Genomic DNA, 23,615 nt, shown 5'->3' on the forward strand with positions numbered 1-23,615 from the left:
TATGGCTAACCAAAGGGATAAAGGGCCCGAGCGTCGTCGTTTTTTACGCGATGTAGTACGCAGCGCAGGCGGTCTGGCCGGGCTGACGCTGCTGCTGGGCATTCCACAAAAACAGTCTCAGGCTCGCGAGGGGGTCGCTTTGCGTCCGCCCGGTGCACTGCCGGAGGCGGCGTTTAACCGCGCCTGCATCCGCTGTGGACAATGCGTACAGGACTGTCCTTACGATACCCTCAAGCTGGCGACGCTATTGTCACCGGTCTCTTCGGGTACGCCGTATTTTGTGGCTCGTCAGATTCCTTGTGAAATGTGTGACGATATTCCCTGCGTTAAAGCCTGCCCTAGTGGTGCATTAGATTCTTCTCTGACAGATATTGATAAGTCTCGTATGGGACTGGCGGTATTACTGGATCATGAAAACTGCCTGAACTGGCAGGGATTACGCTGCGACGTTTGCCATCGCGTATGCCCGTTAATCAACAAAGCCATTACGCTGGAACTTCACCGTAATGAGCGTACGGACATGCACGCTAAGTTTTTACCTACGGTTCACAGTGAATACTGTACCGGCTGCGGTAAATGCGAAGAGGCTTGTGTACTAACGGAGGCGGCCATTAAGGTGCTTCCGATATCACTGGCTCAGGGCAAACTGGGTGGGCACTACCGACTAGGGTGGATAGAGAAAGATAAGGCAGGGCATTCATTGATTCCTGAAGCTCTGACTCTACCAACCCGCAAACCGGAAGGAGGGCAATAATGGCGAATGCACCTATGCAGGCTGGCCGTGAAGCTCTGGTTAAATATGGCTGGTGGTATAGCCACCGCTTTCTGGTTTTACGTCGGATTAGTCAGTTGCTCATTCTCGGCATGTTCCTGACAGGGCCATTGTTCAGCATCTGGATCTTACGGGGTAACTACGGCGGCAGTATGCTGCTGGGGACTATTCCGCTAAGCGATCCGCTTATTATGCTGCAAAGTCTGGCTTCCGGTCATATTCCTGCTATTCCACCAGAAGGTACCCGCTCAAGCTGGGCCGACTGGTCACAATGGTATGGAATATTCGGCGGTTTAATTATTGCTCTGCTGTACGCGCTGTTCGCTAGCCGTTTGTTTTGCGGCTGGGTTTGCCCGTTAAGCCTGGTGACTGATTTTGCCGCATGGCTGCGGCGTAAATTGGGCATCCGCACTAGTGCCACTATTCCGGCGTCGCTGCGCTATGGCATTTTAATTGCCATCGTTTTAGCCAGCGCCGTCAGTGGAACGCTGGTATGGGAATGGGTTAACCCGGTTTCAGCATTCGGTAGAGGATTAATCGGCGGTATTGGACATTTATCAGCTTCAGTGAATGGCGTAATTACCGGACTGGCTGTCGGTTTTGGTGCCAGCATTTGGCTGATTGTGGCGGTTTTCCTGTTTGACCTGCTGGTGGTTGAACACGGTTGGTGCGGCCATTTATGTCCCGTTGGGGCTCTTTATGGCGCCATTGGCCATAAAGGGATGCTGCGAATTAGCGCTGTAAACCGTCGGGATTGTACCCGCTGCATGGATTGTATCCATATCTGCCCGGAACCACAGGTGCTGCGCGGCCCTCTGTTTGCTAAAAACGAGAGCCCGTTAGTGCTGAGTAAGGATTGTATTTCCTGTGGCCGGTGTATTGATGTCTGTTGTGAGAAAGTATTTCAAATAAAAACACGATTCCATCGTTCGGGAGTAGAAGAATGAAGAGTAACGTCTTGAAAAAGCAGGTTACCTTATGGGCAATGTTAATAACATTAGTATCGGGTGGCGTTGCCGTTGCTGCAGGTAATGGCGTTGATTTCAGCAAGTCTCCGGAAGTATCGGGCACCGCTGAAGGCCAGGTTAGTATGCCTAAAGAGCAAAACCGTATCGCGCTGGATTATGTCAACCAGCCGCCGATGATTCCACACAGCGTGGAAGGCTATCAGGTAACGGCAAAGGTGAACACCTGCCTTAAGTGTCACGGTGTTCAAAGCTACCGAACAACGGGAGCTCCGCGTATCAGCCCGACACACTTTGTGGACAGTGCAGGCAATGTAAGCAGTACCGTCGCTCCGCGTCGCTATTTCTGCCAGTCTTGCCATGTACCACAGGCTGACGCACCACCAATTATTGGCAATATGTTCGAGCCTGCACCGGGATACGGTCAGTAATCGGGGGATGAAATGAGTAAAGATAAAAAACCGGGTTTAATCCGTCGTATTTGGACTTGGTTTCGTACCCCAAGCCGCTTGGCTATTGGCACGTTATTGATTCTGGGCTTTGTTGCCGGCATCGTTTTCGTGACTGGTTTTAATACCAGCATGCACGCGATGAACAGCGAGAAATTCTGTATCAGCTGCCATGAAATGCGCGATAACGTCTATCAGGAATATATGGAAACCGTGCACTACAGCAACCGAACCGGCGTTCGCGCTATCTGTTCTGATTGCCACGTGCCGCAAGAGTTTATTCCTAAGATGGTACGTAAAATTCAGGCCAGCAAAGAGTTATATGGTAAAGCGTTTGGCGTTATCGATACCCAACAAAAATTTGAGGCACATCGTTTAGATATGGCCAAGAATGAGTGGGCGAGAATGAAAGGCAATGACTCGCAAGAGTGCCGTAACTGCCACAGCTTTAACTATATGGACTTCACTGAGCAGAAGACGGTCGCCACGAAGATGCACAGTTTTGCTATTGATAAAGGCAAAACCTGTATTGACTGCCATAAAGGGATTGCGCATAAGCTTCCTGATATGACGGGAATTCCTAACGGGTTCTGATTCTGTTGAATAAGTTTGTTACTAAAAGCCCGCGAGTTGATGACTTGTGGGCTTTTTTATTTCTGGCTGGTACTTACCGTATTTAATGCGTTTTAACGTTGGTTATCCCGCTGAAAAACGAAGTGGGGGCTATTTATTAAGCGTTAACGCTGAGTTATCTGTCTCGTTAGCGGGCTGGCCAGTAGCGTGATTTTGTTAAGCGATTTCTTGGTTAACGAGTGGCGTTATACCAGGGGTAGCAGCCGTCACGCACTAGTATGTTCCCCATCATGCTAAATGCATCGCTTTTGCCCTTTAGCCGTTCGAGCCACCAGTTGAAATTGGCCCCTTTGCTGGCCGGATGCCAAGCCAGCCAGATGATTTCATCGCCTTTTTCTATTTCTACCTCTACATCGATCTCTACCAATGCGCCATGCGCCAGCTCCTTTTCAATCAGCGCTGGCGGTAGAAAAGCATGACCAATGCCGCGCTTAAGCAGCTCAAGCTGGTTCTCGATGTTGCATGCCATGATCTGCCGCTGGCATGACATGGGGCCAATATTGCGCTTAGGCAGCTCACGGCTGCTGTCTTCTATTGCTACCACGATGTCATTTAGCCGCTGGTTTCTGCTGACCGGCTTTTTTTGCGCCGCAAACGGATGCGATGGTGATACGCACAGGGCAAAATTTATCTTACCGAGCATTACCGTTTTGGCCTGAACGCTGTCTGGGATCTGGCCAATGGCAATAATCAAATCAGCGCGATTGTATTTTAATGCCTCCCAAGTGCCGTTTAACGCTTCGCGCTGTATTGAGATACTGGAATCCTGACTGTAGCCAATATAGTCACGAATATCCTGAACAAGGTCTTCCCATGGGAAGAAGGCATCCACAGCAAGACGAATATTATTGTCCAGCTTGGGGATATTACGTACTCGACTTTCCAGATCCTGCATTGCATTTAATATCCAAATGCCTTCCTGCAGCAGGAATTCGCCTTCATCCGTCAGGGTAATCATTGGACCATTACGGTGGAACAGTTTTACGGATAGTTTGTTTTCAATATTTGATACGCGGTAAGAGATCGCTGAAGGAGTCTTGTAGAGTACTTCTGCTGCCCTAGAGAAAGAGCCGGTAGTTTTGATCGTGCTGATTATTTTAATTGCATCTAGGGACAAGCTAGTCATATATATGCCTCTTTTACATAAAACAAGAAAGATGCACACTAAATCCCTCAGCATGGCAACTCGAAATAGCGCAAATAGCGCAAATGGAGTAAAAATACGCCTAACTCAAAGAAATATACCCCATATAGCCAAGCACTATTCGGGAGAGTATTCATCAAGTCTTTAAATAAAATTCATCATAACTGCACGGTATTAATCCACTGAGATATAAAAAATTCAATCTTAAAATTGAAACAATTCACGATAATATTTTTCGTTAATAGGTCGTGAAATATTCCGTTTTAGCCCCCGGTAAAAGTGATAAAAAATATATAGGCACATAAAAAGAGTGTGTAATTGCCACAACATCTTGTGGCCTGAAATAATATCTAATTACCTCTTACCGTTTTATATCGGGAGTTATTATGAAAATGATATCAAGATATGTTACGACTATAGCTCTTTTGGGGGCAGCCATATTTGCCGCACAGGTCAGCGCTCATGGTTATGTAAAATCCCCGAGCAGCCGCGCCTACCAGTGTAATCAAGGCATTAACGTCGGATGCGGCAGTGTACAATATGAACCACAAAGCATTGAAGGGCCGAAAGGATTTCCGGAAAGCGGCCCACCGGACGGCCATATTGCCAGTGGCAATAAAGCTGCGTATTTTCAACTAGATGAGCAAACACCAACCCGTTGGCACAAGGTTAATATGAATACGGGTGATAATACCTTTGTCTGGTACCTGACTGCGCAACACAGCACCACCAGCTGGCGTTATTTTATTACCAAAACTGGGTGGGATGCTTCACAGCCGCTGAGCCGTGCCGCTTTTGACCTGACGCCGTTTTGCCAGATCAACGATGGTGGTGCAATCCCTCCGATGGAGGTCGTTCACAAATGCACCATACCTAAAGACCGCAAGGGTTCACACGTGATCCTTGCCGTGTGGGATATTGCCGATACCGCCAATGCCTTTTACCAAGCGATTGACGTCAATCTGAGTAACTAACCATAAAGGCCCGGCTAACGCCGGGCTTAATGAGATAGTCACCTCAACTTTATGAGCGGCATCTTTGAACGCTATTGCCATGGTTAATCCTCCCCCCTTGTACTGAATAAAGATGGTTGCTGACCGGTTACGCTATCTCAAAACGATTCTTTGCATGTCTGCGCTTTTACTTCAATTCATGGAACAAGCCAGCATCCTTAGAGAGGGTTTTATTATGCATATACCAAAAAAAATCGCATTGAACGGTGCTGTTGTACCGACTACTGAAAAATTAGTTTTCAATACCAACGAAAATTCCAACGATTTACAGGGGACACTGGCCGCCAGTATTAAATTTGCCCAAAGCCAAATATTCCCTGCAATACCTAAGCCAGGTGATAGCCAGCCTTACCTCGCCGCCGGAAGAAAAATTTTGCTTATGGTAAAACCGCTGAACGCGGTTAATACCTTGCATGTCACGGTATTAAACCGAGATGGTGTGCCGCTTGGTTCACGGTTGCTAAATAGCCCCGACCTATTGCCTAAAACGGCCTATTACATCGATGGCATACCGGATAGCGGGGTGGATTTCACCCCCCAGCCGGGGCCGACCTATACCATCAATAATAATAGTGGCGTCAATAAGCTGAGCGATCCGCAGGGGACCTTCCTGCTAGAAAAGCTGCAGCAAAACGCGGTGGTTGATATTCAAACTGCAGACGGCTGCTGGGTTGACGACATTTACCTGCCGAGCAGTTCGACCGTGGAAGGAAAGATAGTACGCGTCCAATCCACAGCAGTATACGCCTCGACTATTTTATATAGTAACCGGGGGATATCGATATCGCGGGGATTGACCTATCAGTTTAAGTTTGTCTCAGGGCAATGGTTTTGTGATGCCGAACTGGGAAACCAAGGGCTTATTTATGCCGACAATATCTGGAGCGTTGAAATTCCGGCACAGTGGGTCAAGCCTGGCATTAGTCTGCGTTTTGACAGCGATAGCCTGAGCGGGCAATTGAACAACCTGCGGGTTGGGGCCAGCACTGAACTGCTCATCAACACCATCGACATTGGTATGCTCACGCCACCGCGGGGCGCTTATGCCTTTGCAAAAGATCCCCATGCTCACGAGGAGTATTTCCAGACAATTCCAACCACACGGATGGTCGTAAGCAATTATCAATCGCTCTATCTACCCGAGGTGATGCTACCCAACGGTACGTTACTCACAGATTTTGATCCGAGCGTAGGAGACTGGCACTCTGGGACAATGAGGCAGCGAATTGGCAAGGAGCTGATTTCACTGGGTATCAACCATGCCAACTACGGTATTAATTGCTCGGCGGGCGAAGGCGAATGGAGCCCCTATACTGTCGCCCAGCTTACGGCCCACAACAGCTGTGGAAAATATTCCAATGGGATTGTGGTGCACGGCGGTTCGGGCGGCGGGGGGATCGTGACCCTCGACAGTTCAATTGGCAACGAGTTTAGCCATGAGGTGGGGCACAACTACGGGTTGGGGCATTATCCTAATGGTTTTAACGGCTCGGTGCACCGTGCGGCCAACGAGATTAACTCAACGTGGGGATGGGATATGAGCCGCGGTAAGTTCATTCCCAATTTCTGGCCGATGATTAGCGATAAAGAAACGTGTTACCAAGGAACATGCCAACCACCGTTTTATGGTCATACTTTTGGCTTTGATCCCATGGCCGGCGGTGAGCCGATGTCTCAGCTTATCCGCTTTACGCTGCATACGCCTTATACGGCGGCAATCATTCAGAAATTTATGGAAAGCAAAGCCGTTTTTGCGGCCGATTCAAAAACGGGTTTTCGTAAATGGGAGCCTGATACCCAGCAAATGGAACCTTATGACCATCGCGTAGACGCGACCGTACCAACCGTTGTTTCTAACGGCAATCTGAGTGAAGAGGCCATCTCAGCTATGTTTGATAAAAATCAAATGGTGAAAGTGGCCATGCAGGACGGAAACTGGGCACCATCTATCTATGTTCCGCCTGCGTCATCGGTTAACGATCAATGTATTATCACAATAGATCATGAAGCTACGCTCAACAGTCAGCTCTATATCAATGGTCAGACTATTCTGGTATCCCGTGGCTTTAATACCAGCTACATCTCAAACGGTTTAAGCTGGAATGAGTGCATATTGTTGGATATGAGCATGACCCGGTACAAGGCGCCTAACAACGATTTGAGCGAATCCACGTTGATTAGCCTACTGGCTAAGTATCAGGTACTGAATATGGTAATGTGGGACGGCGACTGGGCCCCGTCTATTCATATTCCGCCAGCATCACAGGCCAACGATCGGCGAGTCATCACGATTGACCACAATGCTACTTATAATACACAGCTCTATGTTAATGGCCTGAGCATTCAGATATCGCAGGGTATGAAGAAGTACTACATCTCTGATGGCGATCTGTGGATCGAACGTAGACAGCTTATCGATATGAGCGTTGAACGCTATCCGAAAGCATTTGGTGTACCGGTAACGACACTGGTCGGCTATTATGACCCACTGGGTGAGCTTCAAAGCTATTTATACCCGGCCTTGCACGGAGGCTATGGTTTTCTGTATGCCGACGATAGCGGTACGTTGACCGAGGCTGACTACCAGCTGTGGGTGGAGTCTGACAATGAGATTCAGCGTTTCAAGCTGAATAATAGTCGTATTCAGAGTAACGTGATGAACAAATTCCACATTAACATTGCAGAATCTGAACTCCCGCGTACGGTAGCCCTTGTCCACAATGGCGATATGGTGCTGCGGCAAAATATCGAGCCCGCAGAAGCAGCCCTGACTTACACCCTTAACGGTGAATAAAGGATTTATCTGAGTTTCGCTAAAGAGGGCAGATAGCCGTCCTCTTTAGCGCGTTGAAATTTGCTCTTGGCTTTTAACGTATCAAAAACGCTATTTCTTAAACTTCAACAGCCACTTATCCAGTTCATTAGCAAACTGTTGGCGATCGCGCTGGGTCATGGTGCTTGGGCCGCCGGTTTGTACGCCGCTGGATCGCATGGTGTCCATAAAGTCGCGCATCGTCAGGCGTTCACGAATGGTTGCCGGAGAGTAACGTTCACCTCTGGGATTAATCGCGTCTCCGCCTTTTTCCAGCACTTCGGCCGCGAGGGGAATATCGGCGGTGATCACTAAGTCACCGGGTTCAACCCGGCGGACTATTTCGTTGTCGGCAACGTCAAACCCCGCCGGAACCTGTAGGCTGCGGATATACGGTGACGGCGGCGCTTTAATGTATTGGTTTGCTACTAACGTAACCATGACATTAACCCGTTCGGCTGCCCGAAATAGCACTTCTTTTATTACGTTAGGGCAGGCGTCTGCATCGACCCAGATTTGCATAATTTATTTATCCTTCATGGCGCCGGTGATTCAGGCTCTTCAGTGAGATACCAGCAACCGTTTTTTTCTTCAAACAGGTAAGAATTGCCTTCAGACATGCCGTATTGGTAGCTAATTAGCCGGGCATGCTGGCCGACGGTAACTATCTCAGGCTTCAAATCGTCCGGATCGACCCTACCGTTGTAATCGACAAAGTGAAAAACACCGTTTTGGTAACGGATATTAAACCCATCGTAATTTGTCGCCAGAGTATAAGCGAATTGAGTACGATCGCCGTTATCGTCCGATTCTAATTGCGCGACTTTGACTAACGTATCGGTAAAGCCTTGCTGCAGGTGCTTATCGGAAGCGAAACGTTGAATAAAACTATCAAAATCAGGCGACGGGCAGCTCTGCGCTACCGGCTGTTTAATGGGTAATATCTCCCAAAATTTAACGGTCAGGCTTGCTTTCTCTTTCTCGATATTCCAGCTTTTATAAGGGCCATAGGTACTGATTCTGATTTCTAACTGCTGATTCTTATTGGCAAAATGCATCACGCAGTGCCCGTCGCCGCTACAGCTTTCCACTTCGGGTAATTGGTTACACACGTCTGCTGTTCCTCCGACATTATCCCAGCATTGCGGATCCCTGAGCGGTAGCCAATCGGCCTTCAGTAAGGACTGGCGCACATCGGCATAAGGCATTTCTTTCTTAAATGATTGTTCTATTGGTGATGCATTGGCTGAACTGAAAGCGTTACCGGAAAAAGCCACAATAGCGAATAGTGCGGATGAAATGAGTTTAAACGTGTTTTTTACTTCCGCTGAAAATGGACTGCTGACCGCTGAATCCGTCCGATCAATATGTTGGATTATTTCCATGAATACGCTTCCTTGTATGAACAAAATCAAACCGGTGAAATTTATTTAACCATTTGATTTCTAATGGGGTAGTTTATAAAACGCCTAGAAGCACTAGCACAGCGCGCCCATAGCCAGATCGAATATCCTTGCACTTAACACTAAACTTACCATAATCGTCAACTATTAGAAGGTGATAACGGTGAATGATGATGGAAATCCGCGTATTTAAACAAGATGATTTTGAAGACGTAATAACGCTATGGGAGCGTTGCGATTTATTGCGTCCGTGGAACGATCCTGAAACGGATATTGAGCGTAAGCAGAACAACGATCCTGAACTGTTTCTGGTTGCTGAGGTCGGAGGTGAGGTAGTTGGTACGATTATGGGTGGATATGATGGGCACCGTGGCTCGGCGTATTATCTGGGCGTACATCCTGACTACCGTGGCAGAGGCATTGCTAATGCGCTCATCAGCCGTCTAGAAAAGAAATTGATTGCCCGCGGATGTCCTAAATTGCAGCTGATGGTCCATGATGACAACGATGCCGTTATTGGGATGTATGAAAAGCTTGGCTATGAAATTCAGGATACGGTTTGTATCGCTAAGCGGTTGATTGAAGATCAAGAATACTAGTAGCCGACAGGCTTATTGCCTGCTTGCTCACTGACCCGATAGGATAATAGATGAATATTCGCGTTGTTTTATTATTGGTTCCTTTCTTGCTTACCGGTTGTTCAACGGTGAGCAATTTCTCTTTTTCCAGCCTGTCTCCGCTTAACTGGTTTAGCAGTAGCCCGACGCTCAGCGATAGCGGATTGGGTGATATCTCTTCAGCTACTCCGCTGGATGAAGGATCACTGAATAAAACGTTAGACGGTGATTATCGCCTGCGTAAAGGCATGGGTATATCGGCCGGTCAAACCGTCACTTTTTTTGAAGCGATGGACGGGACTAACGTTAAGCTGGCTTTCTACGCCAATGAGCAGGGCAAAGTTAAACGTATTGAAGTGATGGATAACGGCGTTAAAACGGCGGTAGGAACCAAGCTGGGTACCAAATTTAGTGAACTGTATGAAAAAGCGTTCAACGTTTGTGAAGTCGGTATCGGTGATAGTGCCGGTAGCGTTGCCTGTAAATCACCCGAAAGTCAGCGCATCACTTATATTTTTAGCGGTGAGTGGATGGGGTCATCCAGCATCATGCCGCCGGATGATAAGTTGAGAACCTGGACTATCAGTAAAATGATTTGGAATGCCAAATAGCCTATCGATTTATTCGACCTAAGTTCTACTAACGCCGACTAACGCCGTCAGATCAAACATAGTCGATTGCCCTGACGGCTGTTTTTACATCCAACGCCACTGTCGTTAAACCAGCAGTATTTCAACGCCCTGTTGACGCAGCTGTTCAATAATGGCCGGATCGGCAGCTTTACCGGTAATAATCATATTAATTTGTTCAGTTCGGCTAAACAGCATTCCCGCCCGTTGACCAATCTTACTGCTGTCGACCAGAACCACCAGCTTACCAACGTATTTCAACATTTTTTGCTCGGCCATTGCGGTCAGCATATCCGTTTTATACAGCCCGTCTACGGTTAGCCCTTTACCGCTGGTAAACATCCAGTGCCCGGCATACAGGCTGGAGTCGCTGTCCTGAGGCGATAGGGTAATCGACTGACTCTTATTATACTGCCCGCCCATAATCACGACGCTGTCGTGTTCCTGCTCAATCAGATAATTAGCCAGAGGAAGATAGTTGGTGATCACCTGAACATCTCGACCAACAATCTCTTTGCCTAACAAAAATGCGGTAGAACCGCAGTTAATCACCACACTTTCACCCGGCTGACACAGCTCAGCTGCTGCCTTGGCGATGCGCATTTTTTCATTCAGGTTCTGAGTCTGATGGATATTTAATGGCGTCCAGGCCGGTCGCTGTGACTGAATCACCTCTGCGCCATTGCGTACTTTGCGTAGCTTATTCATGCTATTGAGCTTATTAATATCCCGACGGGCCGTGGCCGGTGAGATATTAAAGGTGTCAATGACATTGGCGATAGAGATTTGCCCTTTGCGCTGTACCAACTCAAGAATGGCATTATGGCGTTGAGATTCGGTCATGTGGGCTCCGGTCTGTGCGTGAATATGATTATATGATGATTATATGCGAGCGGCATGGCAATTTGAATCATCCATAACAAATTAAAACGCATTGTAGGATCGCTTGACGGGTGGGGGCACCACCCGTCGGAGCCGAATGGACTATAAAAATGATTTAAACGGAAGGTCTGGCTCAGTGGTAAAGCAATCGTCAAAGCCGCGTGGATAGTGATACTCAAAGCTATCTTTATCCTGAGGCCAGATAAACTTACCGCCGACCTGCCAGATATAAGGCTTAAAGCTGTACTTCAGCCGGTCCTTTTTCATGTTCCACAGCATACGAATTTCTTGCGGATCGGCCTGAAAGTTAGACCAGATATCGTGATGGAAAGGAATGACGACCTGAGTATTCAATGATTCAGCCATACGCAGCATATCGGCACTGGTCATTTTATCGGTAACGCCGCGTGGATTTTCACCGTAAGAACCCAGAGCAACGTCTATCTTATGATCGTTTCCGTGCTTGGCATAATAGTTGGAATAGTGAGAATCACCGCTGTGATAGAGGCTACCACCCGGCGTTTTAAACAGGTAGTTCACCGCGCGTAAATCCATACCGTCGGGCAAAACACCCTGCGCTTTTTGATCGGCTGGCAGCGTAATCAGTGCGGTACGATCAAAGGCGTCTAGCGCATGGATTTCAATATCTTTCACCCGAATCACATCGCCCGGTTTAACTACGCGACAGCGTTCGGCCGGAACGCCCCAGCTTATCCAGATATCGACACAGGTTTGCGGCCCGATAAAAGGAACCAAGGAATCGCAGTTTTGCATCACGGCCGCGGCAACGTTGACATCAATATGGTCGTTATGGTCGTGAGTAGCCAGTACTGCGTCGATGTTTCTGATGGCAAACGGGTCGAGAACAAACGGCGTGGTGCGTAAATTAGGCTGTAGTTTTTTTACTCCAGCCATTCTTTGCATCTGATGGCCATCTTTCATCAATGGATTTCCGTGACTTTGCTTGCCGGTACCACACCAGAAATCGACGCAGACGTTGGCACCACCCTCTGATTTCAGCCAGATCCCCGTACAGCCCAACCACCACATAGCAAAAGTACCAGGAGCAACCTGTTCCCGATCTATCTCTTCATTTAACCAAGATCCCCACTCAGGGAAGGTACTTAAGATCCATGAATCCCGTGTGATGGTATTAACTTTACTCATGATTAAACCCTCTTTAATTTGCTATTGAATCAATTCGCATGATGCTAATTTAGTCATAATTAATCATTTAAAGATTTATTGTGATTTTTAATGGTGACTTGGTGACTCTATCATCGATGGTTTTTATGTTCAATGGTGATTTTTATTTTTAGTTTTTGCGGGGTAAATCGCAGTAATGACTATGCCACATTGATTGATTCTATTTTAATTTGAATATAATATCATGATAAATAATGAATATATTTCATGCGTCGCTAATTCAAATCGGGGGCTTGCGGATAACTTGGGAGCAATATCACAAATAGTCATATTTAATCTTTTAATGATTCAATGTGATTGGTATGGTGATTTTGTTTTATAACTGACGTACCCGGCAAGTTACCAAATAGGTGCGCCTAACTTCACTGGATAGATAAAAAATCAAACGGGGAGTTTTATGGAAACCCTCTACAACGTTTTCACTATTTTCTTTAATCAGGTTATGACTAATGCCCCGTTGTTGCTGGGTATTGTCACTATGCTCGGCTATTTGTTATTGCGTAAAAGCGCAACGGTCATTATCAAAGGAACAATTAAAACGATTATCGGTTTTATGCTGCTTCAGGCCGGTTCTGGCATTCTGACCAGCACGTTTAAACCCGTGGTGGCCAAGCTTTCAGAGGTTTATGGCATCAACGGTGCTATTTCAGATACTTACGCCGCAATGATGGCAACCGTCGAAAGAATGGGGGATGCCTACAGCTGGGTTGGCTATGCGGTGCTGCTCGCGCTCGCGCTTAATATTACGTATGTCCTGCTGCGCAGAATCACCGGCATTCGTACCATCATGCTTACCGGCCACATTATGTTCCAGCAGGCGGGCCTGATTGCGGTGTTCTTCTTCATTTTAGGCTACGACATGTGGACGACGGTGATTTGTACTGCGATTGTGGTTTCGCTCTACTGGGGAATCACGTCCAACATGATGTATAAGCCAACTCAGGAAGTGACCGACGGCTGTGGTTTTTCTATCGGCCACCAGCAGCAGTTTGCCTCATGGCTTGCCTGTAAGATCGCGCCGTATCTGGGTAAGAAAGAAGACAGCGTTGAAAATCTGAAGCTACCGGGCTGGCTGAATATTTTCCACGATAACATTGTCTCTACTGCCATTGTGATGACGCTGTTTTTCGGCATTATTCTTTGCTCTTTTGGCCTCGATACGCTGCAGAAGATGGCCGGTAAAACCCACTGGACTATCTATATTCTACAAACTGGCCTGATGTTCTCGGTTGCTATCTTCATTATCGTACAGGGCGTGCGTATGTTTGTGGCCGAATTAACCGAAGCGTTTAACGGTATTTCCCAGCGTCTGATCCCCGGAGCCGTACTGGCTATCGACTGCGCGGCTATCTATAGCTTTGCTCCGAATGCCGTCGTTTGGGGCTTTATGTGGGGTACTATCGGTCAGCTTATCGCCGTTGGCATTTTGCTGGCTATTGGCTCCTCCATCATGATTATTCCCGGCTTTATTCCAATGTTCTTCTCTAATGCCACCATCGGTGTGTTTGCTAATCACTTTGGCGGGTGGCGTGCGGCGTTAAAAATCTGTCTGGTTATGGGAATGATAGAGATTTTTGGCTGCGTATGGGCGGTTAAGCTGACCGGGCTCAGCGCGTGGATGGGAATGGCCGACTGGTCGATTCTGGCCCCTCCGCTTATGCAAGGATTAACCTTTGGCCTGTGGTTTATGGGCGTCGTGCTGGTTATTGCCCTGATGTACATGTTTTTTGCCGGTCGTTCACTGCGGGCAGAAGAGGACTTAGAACAAAAACAATTAACTGAATCCATTACTAATTAATATTCACCTATTGGAGATTTCATTATGACAGTACGAATTCTGGCGGTATGCGGTTGCGGGCAGGGCAGTTCAATGATCATGAAAATGAAAGTCGACCAGTTTCTGACTGAGCAAAAGGTAGATCACACGGTTAACAGCTGTGCTGTAGGTGAATATAAAGCAGAGCTTAGCGGTGCCGACATTATTGTTGCTTCTACTCACGTGGCGGAAGAGATCACCGTCAGCGGTAATAAATACGTTATTGGCGTTCGAAACATGCTGTCGCCTGCGGACTTCGGTCCAAAGCTGATGGACGTGATTAACATGCATTTTGCCAAAGACGTTAAGCCATAGGAGCCAGCATGAAACTGAGAGACTCTCTGGTTCAGAATAATTCAATTCGACTACAGGCTGAAGCCGATGACTGGCAGTCAGCGGTAAAAATTGGCGTTGATTTGCTAATTGACGCCGACGTTGTTGAGCCTCGCTACTATCAGGCCATTTTGGACGGCGTTGAGCGTTTCGGCCCCTATTTTGTGATTGCGCCGGGTTTGGCTATGCCTCACGGCAGGCCGGAAGAGGGGGTAAAGAAAAACGGTTTTGCCTTAGTGACGCTTAAAAAGCCGCTGGTATTTAATCATGATGACAACGACCCGGTAGACATTCTGATCACGCTGGCCGCCGTTGACGCTAACACCCATAACGAAGTCGGCATTATGCAAGTCGTCAACCTGTTTGAAGATGAAGCCAACTTTGATCGCCTACGGGCCTGCCGCACGCCTCAGCAGGTTCTCGATTTAATTGATGAAACCACTGCCGCGGCAGCAAATAGCAATTAAGGAAACTGATACATGACAACTCGTTCATTACCTATGTTACAGGTGGCTTTGGATAATCAGACGCTTTCGGATGCCTATGCCACAACCCGACTGATCGCCGAAGAGGTAGACATCATTGAAGTCGGGACCATTCTCTGCGTTGGTGAAGGGGTTCGGGCCGTGCGCGACCTGAAGGCACTCTATCCTCATAAGATTGTTCTCGCCGATGTCAAAATTGCCGACGCCGGTAAAATTCTGTCGCGCATGTGCTTTGAAGCGAATGCCGACTGGGTCACTGTGATTTGCTGTGCCGATATCAATACGGCCAAAGGTGCGCTTGAAGTGGCCAAAGAGTTTGGCGGCGATTTACAAATTGAGCTAACCGGATTCTGGACGTGGGAGCAGGCCGAAGAATGGCGAGTGGCCGGAATTCAGCAGGTCGTTTATCACCGGAGCCGTGACGCGCAGGCAGCAGGCGTGGCGTGGGGTGATGCCGATATTACGGCGATTGAACGGCTGTCCGATATGGGATTCAAAGTTACCGTTACCGGCGGTTTAGCGCTGGAAGATCTTCCTCTGTTTAAAGGAATTCCTATCCACGTATTTATTGCCGGGCGCAGCATTCGTGATGCCGCAAGTCCGGTTGCCGCGGCCAGAGAATTCAAACGCTCTATTGCCCAGCTTTGGGGTTAGGGAGCCTGTATGTTGCAAAAAGCCGTTCCGCTGGGTATTTATGAAAAAGCATTACCTCAGGGCGATGACTGGTTGGCTAAATTAACCTTGGCAGCCGAGCTGGGGTTCGACTTTGTTGAAATGTCACTGGATGAAAGTGATAGCCGGTTAGCCCGCCTTGATTGGAGCAGTGAACAGCGAATGGCTCTGGTATCGGCGATTGCTAAAACCGGAGTCAGGGTGCCTTCAATGTGTCTGAGCGCTCATCGTCGCTTTCCTCTAGGAGCCGAAGATGATGAAACTCGCGATCGGGGGCTGGAGGTTATGCGTAAAGCCATCCGGCTGGCGCAGGATGTGGGAATCAGGGTGATCCAACTGGCCGGTTATGACGTTTACTACCAGCAGGCCAACGATAATACCCGTGAGCGCTTTCGTGATGGTCTGAAAGAGTCGGTTGAAATGGCCAGCCGTGCACAGGTTACGCTGGCGATGGAAATTATGGACTATCCGTTAATGAACTCAATCAGCAAAGCGCTGGGGTATGCCCATTATCTGAATAACCCGTGGTTTCAGCTTTATCCTGATATTGGCAACCTGTCAGCCTGGGATAACGACGTTCAGATGGAGCTGGCTTCCGGAGCGGGTCATATTGTTGCCGTTCACGTTAAAGACACCAAACCGGGCGTGTTTAAAAACGTGCCTTTTGGCGATGGCATAGTTGATTTTGAACGCTGTTTTGCCACTTTACACCACAGTGGATATCAAGGGCCTTATCTGATTGAAATGTGGAGTGAAACCGCAGTCGATCCGATTAAAGAGGTTACCATCGCTCGGGATTGGGTAAAACAGCGGATGCACAACGCGGGTTTAGCAATAGAGGTATAACGATGCTGGAACAACTAAAGCAGCAGGTTTTTGCCGCCAACATGGCGCTACCTAGCCATGGTTTAGTGACGTTTACTTGGGGTAACGTCAGTGCGATTGACCGTGAGCGCGGTCTGGTGGTGATTAAACCGAGCGGCGTACCTTATGAAATCATGAAAGTCGAAGATATGGTCGTCGTCAACCTACATGGCAAAGTGGTTGAGGGCGATTACCGGCCGTCTTCTGATACCCCAACGCATTTGGCGCTGTATCACCATTATCCAAATATTGGCGGTATCGTTCACACCCATTCTACCTATGCGACCTCGTGGGCGCAGGCTGGTAGGCCAATTCAGGCATTGGGCACAACCCATGCTGATTATTTCCTTGGCGATATTCCCTGTACTCGAGCGCTCAGTGAAAAAGAGGTTGCGGATGAATATGAACTTAACACTGGCAGGGTAATCATTGAAACGTTAGGCGACATCAATCCGCTACATGCTCCGGGAATTGTAGTGTATCAGCACGGTCCCTTTGCATGGGGAAAAGATGCCGACGATGCGGTACATAATGCGGTTGTTATGGAAGAGGTCGCTAAAATGGCGTGGATAGCCTACGGCATTAACCCAAACCTGCGACAAATTGACGGCTATTTGATGGATAAGCACTTTAGCCGCAAGCATGGGCCAAATGCTTATTACGGGCAGAAGTAGCGATCGGACCTGAGCGGATACGTTACCTTATTGATGGACGATATCTATGTCTTTTCAGCGATAAGTCTACTTATGATTACCTAGCGTTATGGAGCTATCATAGTGATATTAAATAATTTTCTGTTACAAACGGAACCGTCGCGCCGCCGTTATGGCGTTGCCGCGATTGTCGGGGTGATTGCCGGTATTATGTCTGCCTTTGTTAAATGGGGCGCAGAAGTACCATTGCCACCGAGGACTATTTCCGACGGTCGCGCTGAGTTTAATCCACCGTATATTTTCTTGAGAGACTATCTTGGTATAGACCCGACCAGTACGGTGTATACCTTCTCAGAGCATATTATTAATCCGGTGATGGTTACGCACATTATATTCTCACTGGTATTCGCCATTGGTTACTGCATTGTGGCCGAGCGTTTTCCAAAAGTGAAAATGTGGCAGGGGGTGATGGCGGGTATTATTGTGACCATTGTCGTTCACGGAATAACGATTCCATTGCTTGGCTTATCGCCAGCGTTATCTACGCTGCCTTTCGATGAATACGTTTCTGAAATAGTCGGGCATATTTTCTGGTTCTGGGTGATTGAAATGATTCGACGCGATCTGCGTAATCGTATTACTCACCAACCTGATGCGGAAGTTCCATTAGATTCGTGGCATCGCTGAGGTTAGAAAATAGATTGGCTATTTTTTCTTACAGATAGCGAAATCAATAAGAGCCAGCTTTTACTGGCTCTTATTGATGACAAACCCAACGGTTAACTATTTAGCCTTAAAACTACCCGCAGCCCGATATGCTCAAAAACGTCGCCCCTTGGCCGCGAGAAAAAGATAATCTTTCGACGTTCTATTCGCGGATGAAGCTTACGCTGAAATAAAATTAAACCACTTTGTCAGCATTCTCAGCCTGCTTTACTACATGAATAAAAAGAACCACGATATTCAATTGGCAAATACAGCCTGTTTATCCACTCAGTTTTGAGTTAACGCATGATAGCCCGCGCTGATTTCGTTATGATAGTTGTATATGACTAATCATCAGTGCTGCCTGAGTGCGGGTGGCGCTTTCATTGAAGTGAGGATAGGTTTTTTATGGTTCAATCTCAAAGCGGTGTTTTGCTGGAACACTGTCGTTTTGGTATTTTTATTGAAGCTAAAGTAGGCAGTGATTTAGAACGTATTCGTACCGGCTGTAAAGACTTTTGTGCTACGCTGACTGATTTACAACAACAATATCCTGAAGCAGCATTAGGCGCGGTTATTTCATTTGGTTCAGATCTCTGGAAGCAACTGTCCGGCGGTAAAGGTGCTAGCGAGCTTAAACCTTTTGTACCATTAGGCAACGGGCTGGCACCGGCAACCCAGCGCGATATGCTGGTTCATATTCTTTCCCAACGCCATGACGTTAACTTCACCCTTGCTCAGGCAGCGCTAAAGGCGTTTGGTGATGCCATTGTGGTCGACGAAGAAATTCACGCTTTCCGCTGGACCGAAGACCGCGACCTTAGCGGGTTTATTGACGGAACTGAAAACCCACAGGGTGATGCTAGCCAAGCCGTCGCGGCGATTGCTGCCGATCGGGAAGATGCAGGCGGTAGCTACGTTTTAGTTCAGCGCTATGTGCATAATCTGAATATCTGGAACAGTATGCCGGTTAAAGCGCAAGAAAATGCCATGGGCCGTACCAAGGCTGATAACGAAGAGCTGCCTTCTGATAAGCGCCAGCCAACTTCGCACTTAGGCCGCGTCGACCTGAAAGAAGAGGGGAAAGGGCTGAAAATTTTGCGTCAAAGCCTGCCTTATGGTACTGCCAGCGGAGAGCATGGTTTGATGTTTATCGCCTACTGCGCTCGCCTGCATAATATTGAACAGCAGTTGCTGAGCATGTTTGGCGAGTTGGATGGTAAAACCGATCAGCTATTGCGCTTTAGTAAGCCAGTGACCGGCAGCTACTATTTTGCTCCATCGTTACCTCGCCTGATGGCACTGTAAGAAAATGCACCGGCAGGATATCGCTTCCTGCCGGTGAATGATTTATCCCGCCTAAACGTCTCCCGATTTATTTTATTTCCTGCGCTGTGCCACATATTCTTTTTAGCTCTTAATCAGACCCAAACGGTATATGAAAACGTTATATATAAGTTAAATCTAGCCATACACTATGACTTATCCAGCCGGTCTTTATTACGTAATGTGGTTTTTACCCTGTCGTCATCCCGGTGAAAGCCGGGACCCAGATTTTAGCTAACAAATTAGCACTTGGCTTAAAGATTGGACCCCGGCTTTCGCCGGGGTGACGATGGGCAGTGACCGATGATAATCAACATGATTACCATTTAAGCATGTTGATAGTCTTTAACTGACAGGCATTAGTCTTTTTTACGCGGTTTTCATCGCGAAATGCCGCGTGATATAGCGATAAGTGAGAGGGTGAAATGAGTAGGAAATGGCTAAAAGTTTGGGCGTTAGCAACGCTGGTGACCACCGGGTCAGCCTCTGCGGCTGAGCTACTGAATAGCTCTTACGATATTTCCCGCGAGCTGTTTGCTGAAATTAATCCGGTGTTTGAAAAACAGTGGAAGCAGCAGTCAGGTGAAGATCTCAGCGTTAAGCAATCCCATGCTGGCTCATCAAAGCAGGCCTTAGCCATTTTACAGGGGCTTAAGGCCGATGTGGTGACTTACAATCAGGTGACTGACGTTCAGATCTTGCACGATAAGGGCAACCTGATCCCTGCCGACTGGCAAGCCCGTTTGCCCAATAATAGCTCTCCTTACTATTCGACCATGGCGTTTCTGGTGCGCAAGGGAAACCCAAAAAATATCCATGACTGGAACGATCTGGTCCGTGACGACGTGAAGTTAGTGTTCCCGAATCCTAAAACATCGGGTAATGGCCGCTATACCTATCTGGCCGCCTGGGGCGCAACCAACATTGCGGACGGCGGCGATCGCCAAAAGACCCGCGAGTGGATGACGCGTTTTTTGAAAAACGTCGCCGTGTTTGACGTTGGCGGGCGTGGTGCAACGACCTCGTTCGTTGAGCGTGGTCTGGGAGATGTGCTGATTAGCTTTGAGTCCGAAGTGAATAATATTCAGAAGCAATATGGCGCATACCAATATGACGTGGTGGTTCCGCCGGTCGATATTCTGGCCGAGTTTCCGGTTGCGTGGGTGGATCGCAACATAGTGCGTAACGGCACTGAAAAAGTGGCCAAAGCTTACCTCAACTTCCTTTACACCCCACAAGCTCAGCAAATTTTTACCCGCTACAGCTATCGGGTTTACGATAAAGCCGCTATGACGGCGGTAAAAGGCCAGTTCCCGGAAGTAAAACTGTTCAACATTGAAGACCAGTTCGGCGGTTGGGAAAAAGTCATGAATGAACATTTCAGTACCGATGGCATTCTCGATCAGCTGCTAGCGGCAGGGCATAAAAGCTGATGCTGCTGTCAATGCCTGCGAAACGCGTATTGCCGGGCTTCTCCTTGAGTTTGGGAAGTAGCCTGTTATTTACCTGTTTAATTTTACTGTTGCCGTTGAGCGCATTGGTTATGCAGCTTAGCCATATGCGCTGGCAGGAGTATTGGCAGGTAGTGACCCATCCTCAGGTTATCGCCGCGTATCAAGTAACGCTATTGTCAGCGGCGGTGGCCAGCCTATTTAACGCCTTCTTTGGTACCCTGATGGCGTGGATACTCACCCGCTATCGTTTCCCCGGGCGTAGCCTGTTAGATGGCCTGATGGACCTTCCTTTTGCCTTGCCGACGGCCGTTGCTGGCTTAACGCTGGCCGGATTGTTTTCAACTACCGGCTGGTATGGCTCGTGGCTGGCGCAGTTTGACATCAAAGTGTCTTTCACATGGTTGGGTATCGCGCTGGCGATGGCATTTACCAGCATTCCTTTTGTCGTCAGAACCATTCAGCCGGTGCTGGAAGAGTTAGGGCCGGAATATGAAGAGGCAGCAGAAACCCTCGGGGCCAGCCGCTGGCAGAGTTTCCGGTTGGTGGTTTTACCTGAGATCGGGCCCGCGCTGTTAACCGGCACGGTACTGTCATTCACCCGCAGTCTGGGGGAATTTGGCGCAGTGATTTTCATTGCGGGCAATATTGCATGGAAAACAGAAGTAACCTCATTGATGATTTTTATTCGCCTGCAAGAGTTTAACTATGCCGCTGCCAGCGCGATTGCTTCCGTCATTTTAGCCGCATCCTTAGTTTTATTGTTTATCGCTAACGTATTGCAAAGTCGTTACGGCAAGCGCGTCGGAGGCCACTAATGACTGATTTTACCTATCAACAGCAGGCTGGCCTGAGTCAGATAAACTGGGGCAAGTGGGTACTGATTGGCACGGGTATTGTGCTGTCGGTAGTTCTGCTGGTGATTCCGATGATAGCCATTTTTGCTACCGCCTTTTCCGCCGGGTTTGACGGCGTAATAAAGAGCCTGAGCGACCCTGATATGTTGCACGCCGTATGGCTAACGGTGCTGATCGCTTTGATTGCGGTTCCGGTCAATTTGCTATTCGGTACGCTGTTGGCGTGGCTGGTGACGCGGTTCGAGTTTCGAGGCCGTCAGCTATTGCTGACGCTGATTGATATTCCTTTTGCCGTTTCGCCTGTGGTGGGTGGGCTATTGTACCTGCTGCTTTATGGATCAAACGGGCCGGTTGGCGGCTGGCTGGAATCGCATAATATTCAGCTGATGTTTTCATGGCAGGGAATGGCGTTAGTCACCATTTTTGTCACTTGCCCGTTCGTTGTGCGTGAGTTAGTGCCGGTGATGATGAGTCAGGGCAGCCAAGAAGATGAAGCGGCAGTACTGTTGGGCGCTTCCGGCTGGCAAATGTTCTACCGGGTGACGTTACCGAACATTCGCTGGGCGTTGCTATACGGCGTGGTTCTGACCAATGCCCGGGCAATCGGTGAGTTTGGTGCGGTATCGGTAGTGTCTGGCTCAATTCGCGGCGAAACCTATACCTTGCCATTGCAGGTTGAACTATTGCATCAGGATTACAACACGGCGGCCGCCTTTACTGCTGCGGCGCTGCTGACGCTAATGGCTATTGTGACGCTGTTTTTAAAAAGTACGCTTCAATGGCGTTTGGCCCGCCAGAAGAGACGGCATATTCAGGAGATAAACCATGAGCATTGAGATCAAAGGCATCAATAAATACTTTGACCAGACCAGAGTATTGCAGGATATCTTTCTGGATATATCTTCCGGCGAAATGCTGGCGCTGCTTGGTCCTTCTGGGTCAGGGAAAACCACCTTGCTCAGAATTATTGCCGGGCTGGAATATCAGAATGCCGGGCAGTTGAGCTTTAACGGTAAAGATGTCAGCCGGCTTCACGCCAGAGACCGCCACGTTGGCTTTGTTTTCCAGCACTATGCCTTGTTTCGCCATATGTCAGTATTTGATAACGTTGCTTTTGGTCTGACGGTACTTCCTCGCCGTGAGCGCCCGAATGCCGCAGCGATTAAGCAAAAGGTCGAACGTTTGCTGGATATGGTTCAGCTTGCCCATTTGGGTAGCCGTTTTCCTTCGCAGCTGTCCGGCGGGCAGCGTCAGCGGGTTGCATTAGCCCGGGCGTTGGCGGTCGATCCGCAAATTCTATTATTGGATGAACCCTTTGGTGCGCTGGATGCTCAGGTACGCAAGGAGCTGAGAAGCTGGCTGCGCCAGCTACACGAAGAGTTAAAGTTTACCAGCGTATTTGTTACTCACGATCAGGAAGAAGCGATGGAAATTGCCGATCGGGTGGTGGTGATGAATCAGGGGCGTATTGAACAGGTTGGCACGCCGGATGAAGTGATGCGCGAGCCTGAAAGCCGCTTTGTGCTGGAGTTTTTAGGTGAAGTGAACCGGATTCAGGGGGAAGTGAAAGGCTCCCAGATTACCATTGGTTCCCATCATTGGCCGCTGGATGCGGTGCCGATTCATCAGGGGCCGGTTGAACTTTATCTACGGCCTTGGGAGGTTGAACTTAGCGATCGGGCTACCGCGCGCTGTATTTTACCCGTTGTGGTGGTCGACAGTATTCCGAAAGGGCATTACTGGCAGCTAACGTTGCAACCTTTGGGCTGGCAAGATGCGGCGGTTAGCGTTACTTTTAGCCATGAGAATGGCGCTCCTCCGCAGCGGGGCGAACGCTATTTTATCGGTGGCGATCGCGCATGGTTATATGCCGGGGAACGACTGTTATTACAGTCTCTCCCTTACGCACAGAGTGCATGAACGCATAG

25 protein-coding genes are annotated in these 23,615 nt (G+C 48.4%); 20 read left to right on the forward strand and 5 right to left on the reverse strand.

The genetic code is table 11. The annotated features are described in order from the left end of the window. Position 1 precedes the first annotated feature (1 nt). Genes napG through napC form a run of 4 tightly spaced genes read left to right on the forward strand, consistent with a single transcriptional unit; the run spans position 2 to position 2,780 of the window. Entirely contained in the window at positions 2-754 is a 753-nt protein-coding gene (gene napG, locus GVI43_RS09900; RefSeq protein ID WP_159566704.1) for a ferredoxin-type protein NapG, read from the forward strand. After that, the gene (locus GVI43_RS09905) at positions 754-1,719 is read left to right on the forward strand and encodes a quinol dehydrogenase ferredoxin subunit NapH (RefSeq protein ID WP_159566705.1); all 966 of its coding nucleotides are present in this window, start codon (positions 754-756) and stop codon (positions 1,717-1,719) included. The genes napG and GVI43_RS09905 overlap by 1 nt, the downstream gene beginning before the upstream one ends. Then, entirely contained in the window at positions 1,716-2,168 is a 453-nt protein-coding gene (gene napB, locus GVI43_RS09910) for a nitrate reductase cytochrome c-type subunit (protein WP_159566706.1), read from the forward strand. The genes GVI43_RS09905 and napB overlap by 4 nt, the downstream gene beginning before the upstream one ends. A 12-nt stretch (positions 2,169-2,180) precedes the next feature. Then, on the forward strand, positions 2,181-2,780 hold the full coding sequence (gene napC / locus GVI43_RS09915; protein ID WP_159566707.1) for a cytochrome c-type protein NapC: 600 nt from the start codon (positions 2,181-2,183) through the stop codon (positions 2,778-2,780). A gap of 211 nt (positions 2,781-2,991) precedes the next feature. On the opposite strand, the gene GVI43_RS09920 is transcribed toward napC, so the two are convergent. Beyond that, positions 2,992-3,945, reverse strand: a complete 954-nt coding sequence (locus GVI43_RS09920) for a LysR family transcriptional regulator (protein WP_159566708.1) — start codon at positions 3,943-3,945, stop codon at positions 2,992-2,994. A 404-nt stretch (positions 3,946-4,349) separates the two neighbouring features. Between GVI43_RS09920 and GVI43_RS09925 the strand changes: the two genes are divergently transcribed. Both GVI43_RS09925 and GVI43_RS09930 read left to right on the forward strand, forming a co-directional pair. Continuing rightward, positions 4,350-4,937, forward strand: a complete 588-nt coding sequence (locus GVI43_RS09925; protein ID WP_159566709.1) for a lytic polysaccharide monooxygenase — start codon at positions 4,350-4,352, stop codon at positions 4,935-4,937. Between the two features lie 214 nt (positions 4,938-5,151). Then, the gene (locus tag GVI43_RS09930; protein WP_170324324.1) at positions 5,152-7,770 is read left to right on the forward strand and encodes a M66 family metalloprotease; all 2,619 of its coding nucleotides are present in this window, start codon (positions 5,152-5,154) and stop codon (positions 7,768-7,770) included. Positions 7,771-7,860: 90 nt separating this feature from the next. Here the strand turns inward: GVI43_RS09930 and GVI43_RS09935 are convergent, their stop codons facing one another. Together GVI43_RS09935 and GVI43_RS09940 are read right to left on the reverse strand one after the other, a co-directional pair. Continuing rightward, the gene (locus GVI43_RS09935) at positions 7,861-8,310 is read right to left on the reverse strand and encodes a YaiI/YqxD family protein (RefSeq protein ID WP_159566711.1); all 450 of its coding nucleotides are present in this window, start codon (positions 8,308-8,310) and stop codon (positions 7,861-7,863) included. A gap of 14 nt (positions 8,311-8,324) precedes the next feature. Continuing rightward, positions 8,325-9,173 carry a hypothetical protein gene (locus tag GVI43_RS09940; protein ID WP_159566712.1) on the reverse strand — a complete coding sequence of 283 codons (849 nt, stop codon included), beginning with the start codon at positions 9,171-9,173 and terminating at the stop codon, positions 8,325-8,327. Between the two features lie 191 nt (positions 9,174-9,364). Here GVI43_RS09940 and GVI43_RS09945 point away from each other — a divergent pair, with 191 nt between their 5' ends. Then, entirely contained in the window at positions 9,365-9,790 is a 426-nt protein-coding gene (locus GVI43_RS09945; RefSeq protein WP_159566783.1) for a GNAT family acetyltransferase, read from the forward strand. A gap of 50 nt (positions 9,791-9,840) precedes the next feature. Next, positions 9,841-10,419 carry an RpoE-regulated lipoprotein gene (locus GVI43_RS09950; protein ID WP_159566713.1) on the forward strand — a complete coding sequence of 193 codons (579 nt, stop codon included), beginning with the start codon at positions 9,841-9,843 and terminating at the stop codon, positions 10,417-10,419. Positions 10,420-10,524: 105 nt separating this feature from the next. Here the strand turns inward: GVI43_RS09950 and ulaR are convergent, their stop codons facing one another. Further along, a complete protein-coding gene (ulaR, locus tag GVI43_RS09955; RefSeq protein WP_159566714.1) occupies positions 10,525-11,280 on the reverse strand; it encodes an HTH-type transcriptional regulator UlaR in 756 nt (251 codons plus the stop codon). 141 nt (positions 11,281-11,421) lie between these two features. Next, on the reverse strand, positions 11,422-12,486 hold the full coding sequence (gene ulaG / locus GVI43_RS09960; RefSeq protein WP_159566715.1) for an L-ascorbate 6-phosphate lactonase: 1,065 nt from the start codon (positions 12,484-12,486) through the stop codon (positions 11,422-11,424). A 436-nt stretch (positions 12,487-12,922) separates the two neighbouring features. Here ulaG and GVI43_RS09965 point away from each other — a divergent pair, with 436 nt between their 5' ends. The 12 genes from GVI43_RS09965 (at position 12,923) to cysA (ending at position 23,607) form a co-directional block, all read left to right on the forward strand. After that, on the forward strand, positions 12,923-14,323 hold the full coding sequence (locus GVI43_RS09965; protein WP_159566716.1) for a PTS ascorbate-specific subunit IIBC: 1,401 nt from the start codon (positions 12,923-12,925) through the stop codon (positions 14,321-14,323). Positions 14,324-14,347: 24 nt separating this feature from the next. Continuing rightward, a complete protein-coding gene (ulaB, locus tag GVI43_RS09970) occupies positions 14,348-14,656 on the forward strand; it encodes a PTS ascorbate transporter subunit IIB (protein ID WP_159566717.1) in 309 nt (102 codons plus the stop codon). An 8-nt stretch (positions 14,657-14,664) separates the two neighbouring features. Beyond that, positions 14,665-15,141, forward strand: a complete 477-nt coding sequence (gene ulaC, locus GVI43_RS09975) for a PTS ascorbate transporter subunit IIA (RefSeq protein ID WP_159566718.1) — start codon at positions 14,665-14,667, stop codon at positions 15,139-15,141. Between the two features lie 12 nt (positions 15,142-15,153). After that, the gene (locus GVI43_RS09980) at positions 15,154-15,813 is read left to right on the forward strand and encodes a 3-keto-L-gulonate-6-phosphate decarboxylase UlaD (protein WP_159566719.1); all 660 of its coding nucleotides are present in this window, start codon (positions 15,154-15,156) and stop codon (positions 15,811-15,813) included. A 9-nt stretch (positions 15,814-15,822) separates the two neighbouring features. After that, positions 15,823-16,677, forward strand: a complete 855-nt coding sequence (locus GVI43_RS09985) for an L-ribulose-5-phosphate 3-epimerase (protein ID WP_159566720.1) — start codon at positions 15,823-15,825, stop codon at positions 16,675-16,677. 5 nt (positions 16,678-16,682) lie between these two features. Beyond that, on the forward strand, positions 16,683-17,369 hold the full coding sequence (locus GVI43_RS09990; RefSeq protein ID WP_159566784.1) for an L-ribulose-5-phosphate 4-epimerase: 687 nt from the start codon (positions 16,683-16,685) through the stop codon (positions 17,367-17,369). Positions 17,370-17,471: 102 nt separating this feature from the next. Then, positions 17,472-18,035: a YagU family protein gene (locus tag GVI43_RS09995; RefSeq protein ID WP_159566721.1), complete on the forward strand. Its 564-nt coding sequence runs from the start codon at positions 17,472-17,474 to the stop codon at positions 18,033-18,035. 426 nt (positions 18,036-18,461) lie between these two features. Then, entirely contained in the window at positions 18,462-19,361 is a 900-nt protein-coding gene (locus GVI43_RS10000) for a Dyp-type peroxidase (RefSeq protein WP_159566722.1), read from the forward strand. 443 nt (positions 19,362-19,804) lie between these two features. Further along, on the forward strand, positions 19,805-20,812 hold the full coding sequence (gene cysP / locus GVI43_RS10005; protein ID WP_159566723.1) for a thiosulfate ABC transporter substrate-binding protein CysP: 1,008 nt from the start codon (positions 19,805-19,807) through the stop codon (positions 20,810-20,812). 2 nt (positions 20,813-20,814) lie between these two features. Beyond that, positions 20,815-21,648: a sulfate/thiosulfate ABC transporter permease CysT gene (cysT, locus tag GVI43_RS10010; protein ID WP_159566785.1), complete on the forward strand. Its 834-nt coding sequence runs from the start codon at positions 20,815-20,817 to the stop codon at positions 21,646-21,648. After that, positions 21,648-22,523: a sulfate/thiosulfate ABC transporter permease CysW gene (gene cysW / locus GVI43_RS10015; protein WP_159566724.1), complete on the forward strand. Its 876-nt coding sequence runs from the start codon at positions 21,648-21,650 to the stop codon at positions 22,521-22,523. The genes cysT and cysW overlap by 1 nt, the downstream gene beginning before the upstream one ends. Next, positions 22,513-23,607, forward strand: a complete 1,095-nt coding sequence (gene cysA, locus GVI43_RS10020) for a sulfate/thiosulfate ABC transporter ATP-binding protein CysA (protein ID WP_159566725.1) — start codon at positions 22,513-22,515, stop codon at positions 23,605-23,607. Before cysW ends, cysA begins: the two co-directional genes overlap by 11 nt. Positions 23,608-23,615: the final 8 nt, after the last annotated feature.

The organism is Budvicia diplopodorum (assembly GCF_009800925.1).
In the GTDB taxonomy this organism is placed as follows: Bacteria; Pseudomonadota; Gammaproteobacteria; order Enterobacterales; family Enterobacteriaceae; genus Budvicia; species Budvicia diplopodorum.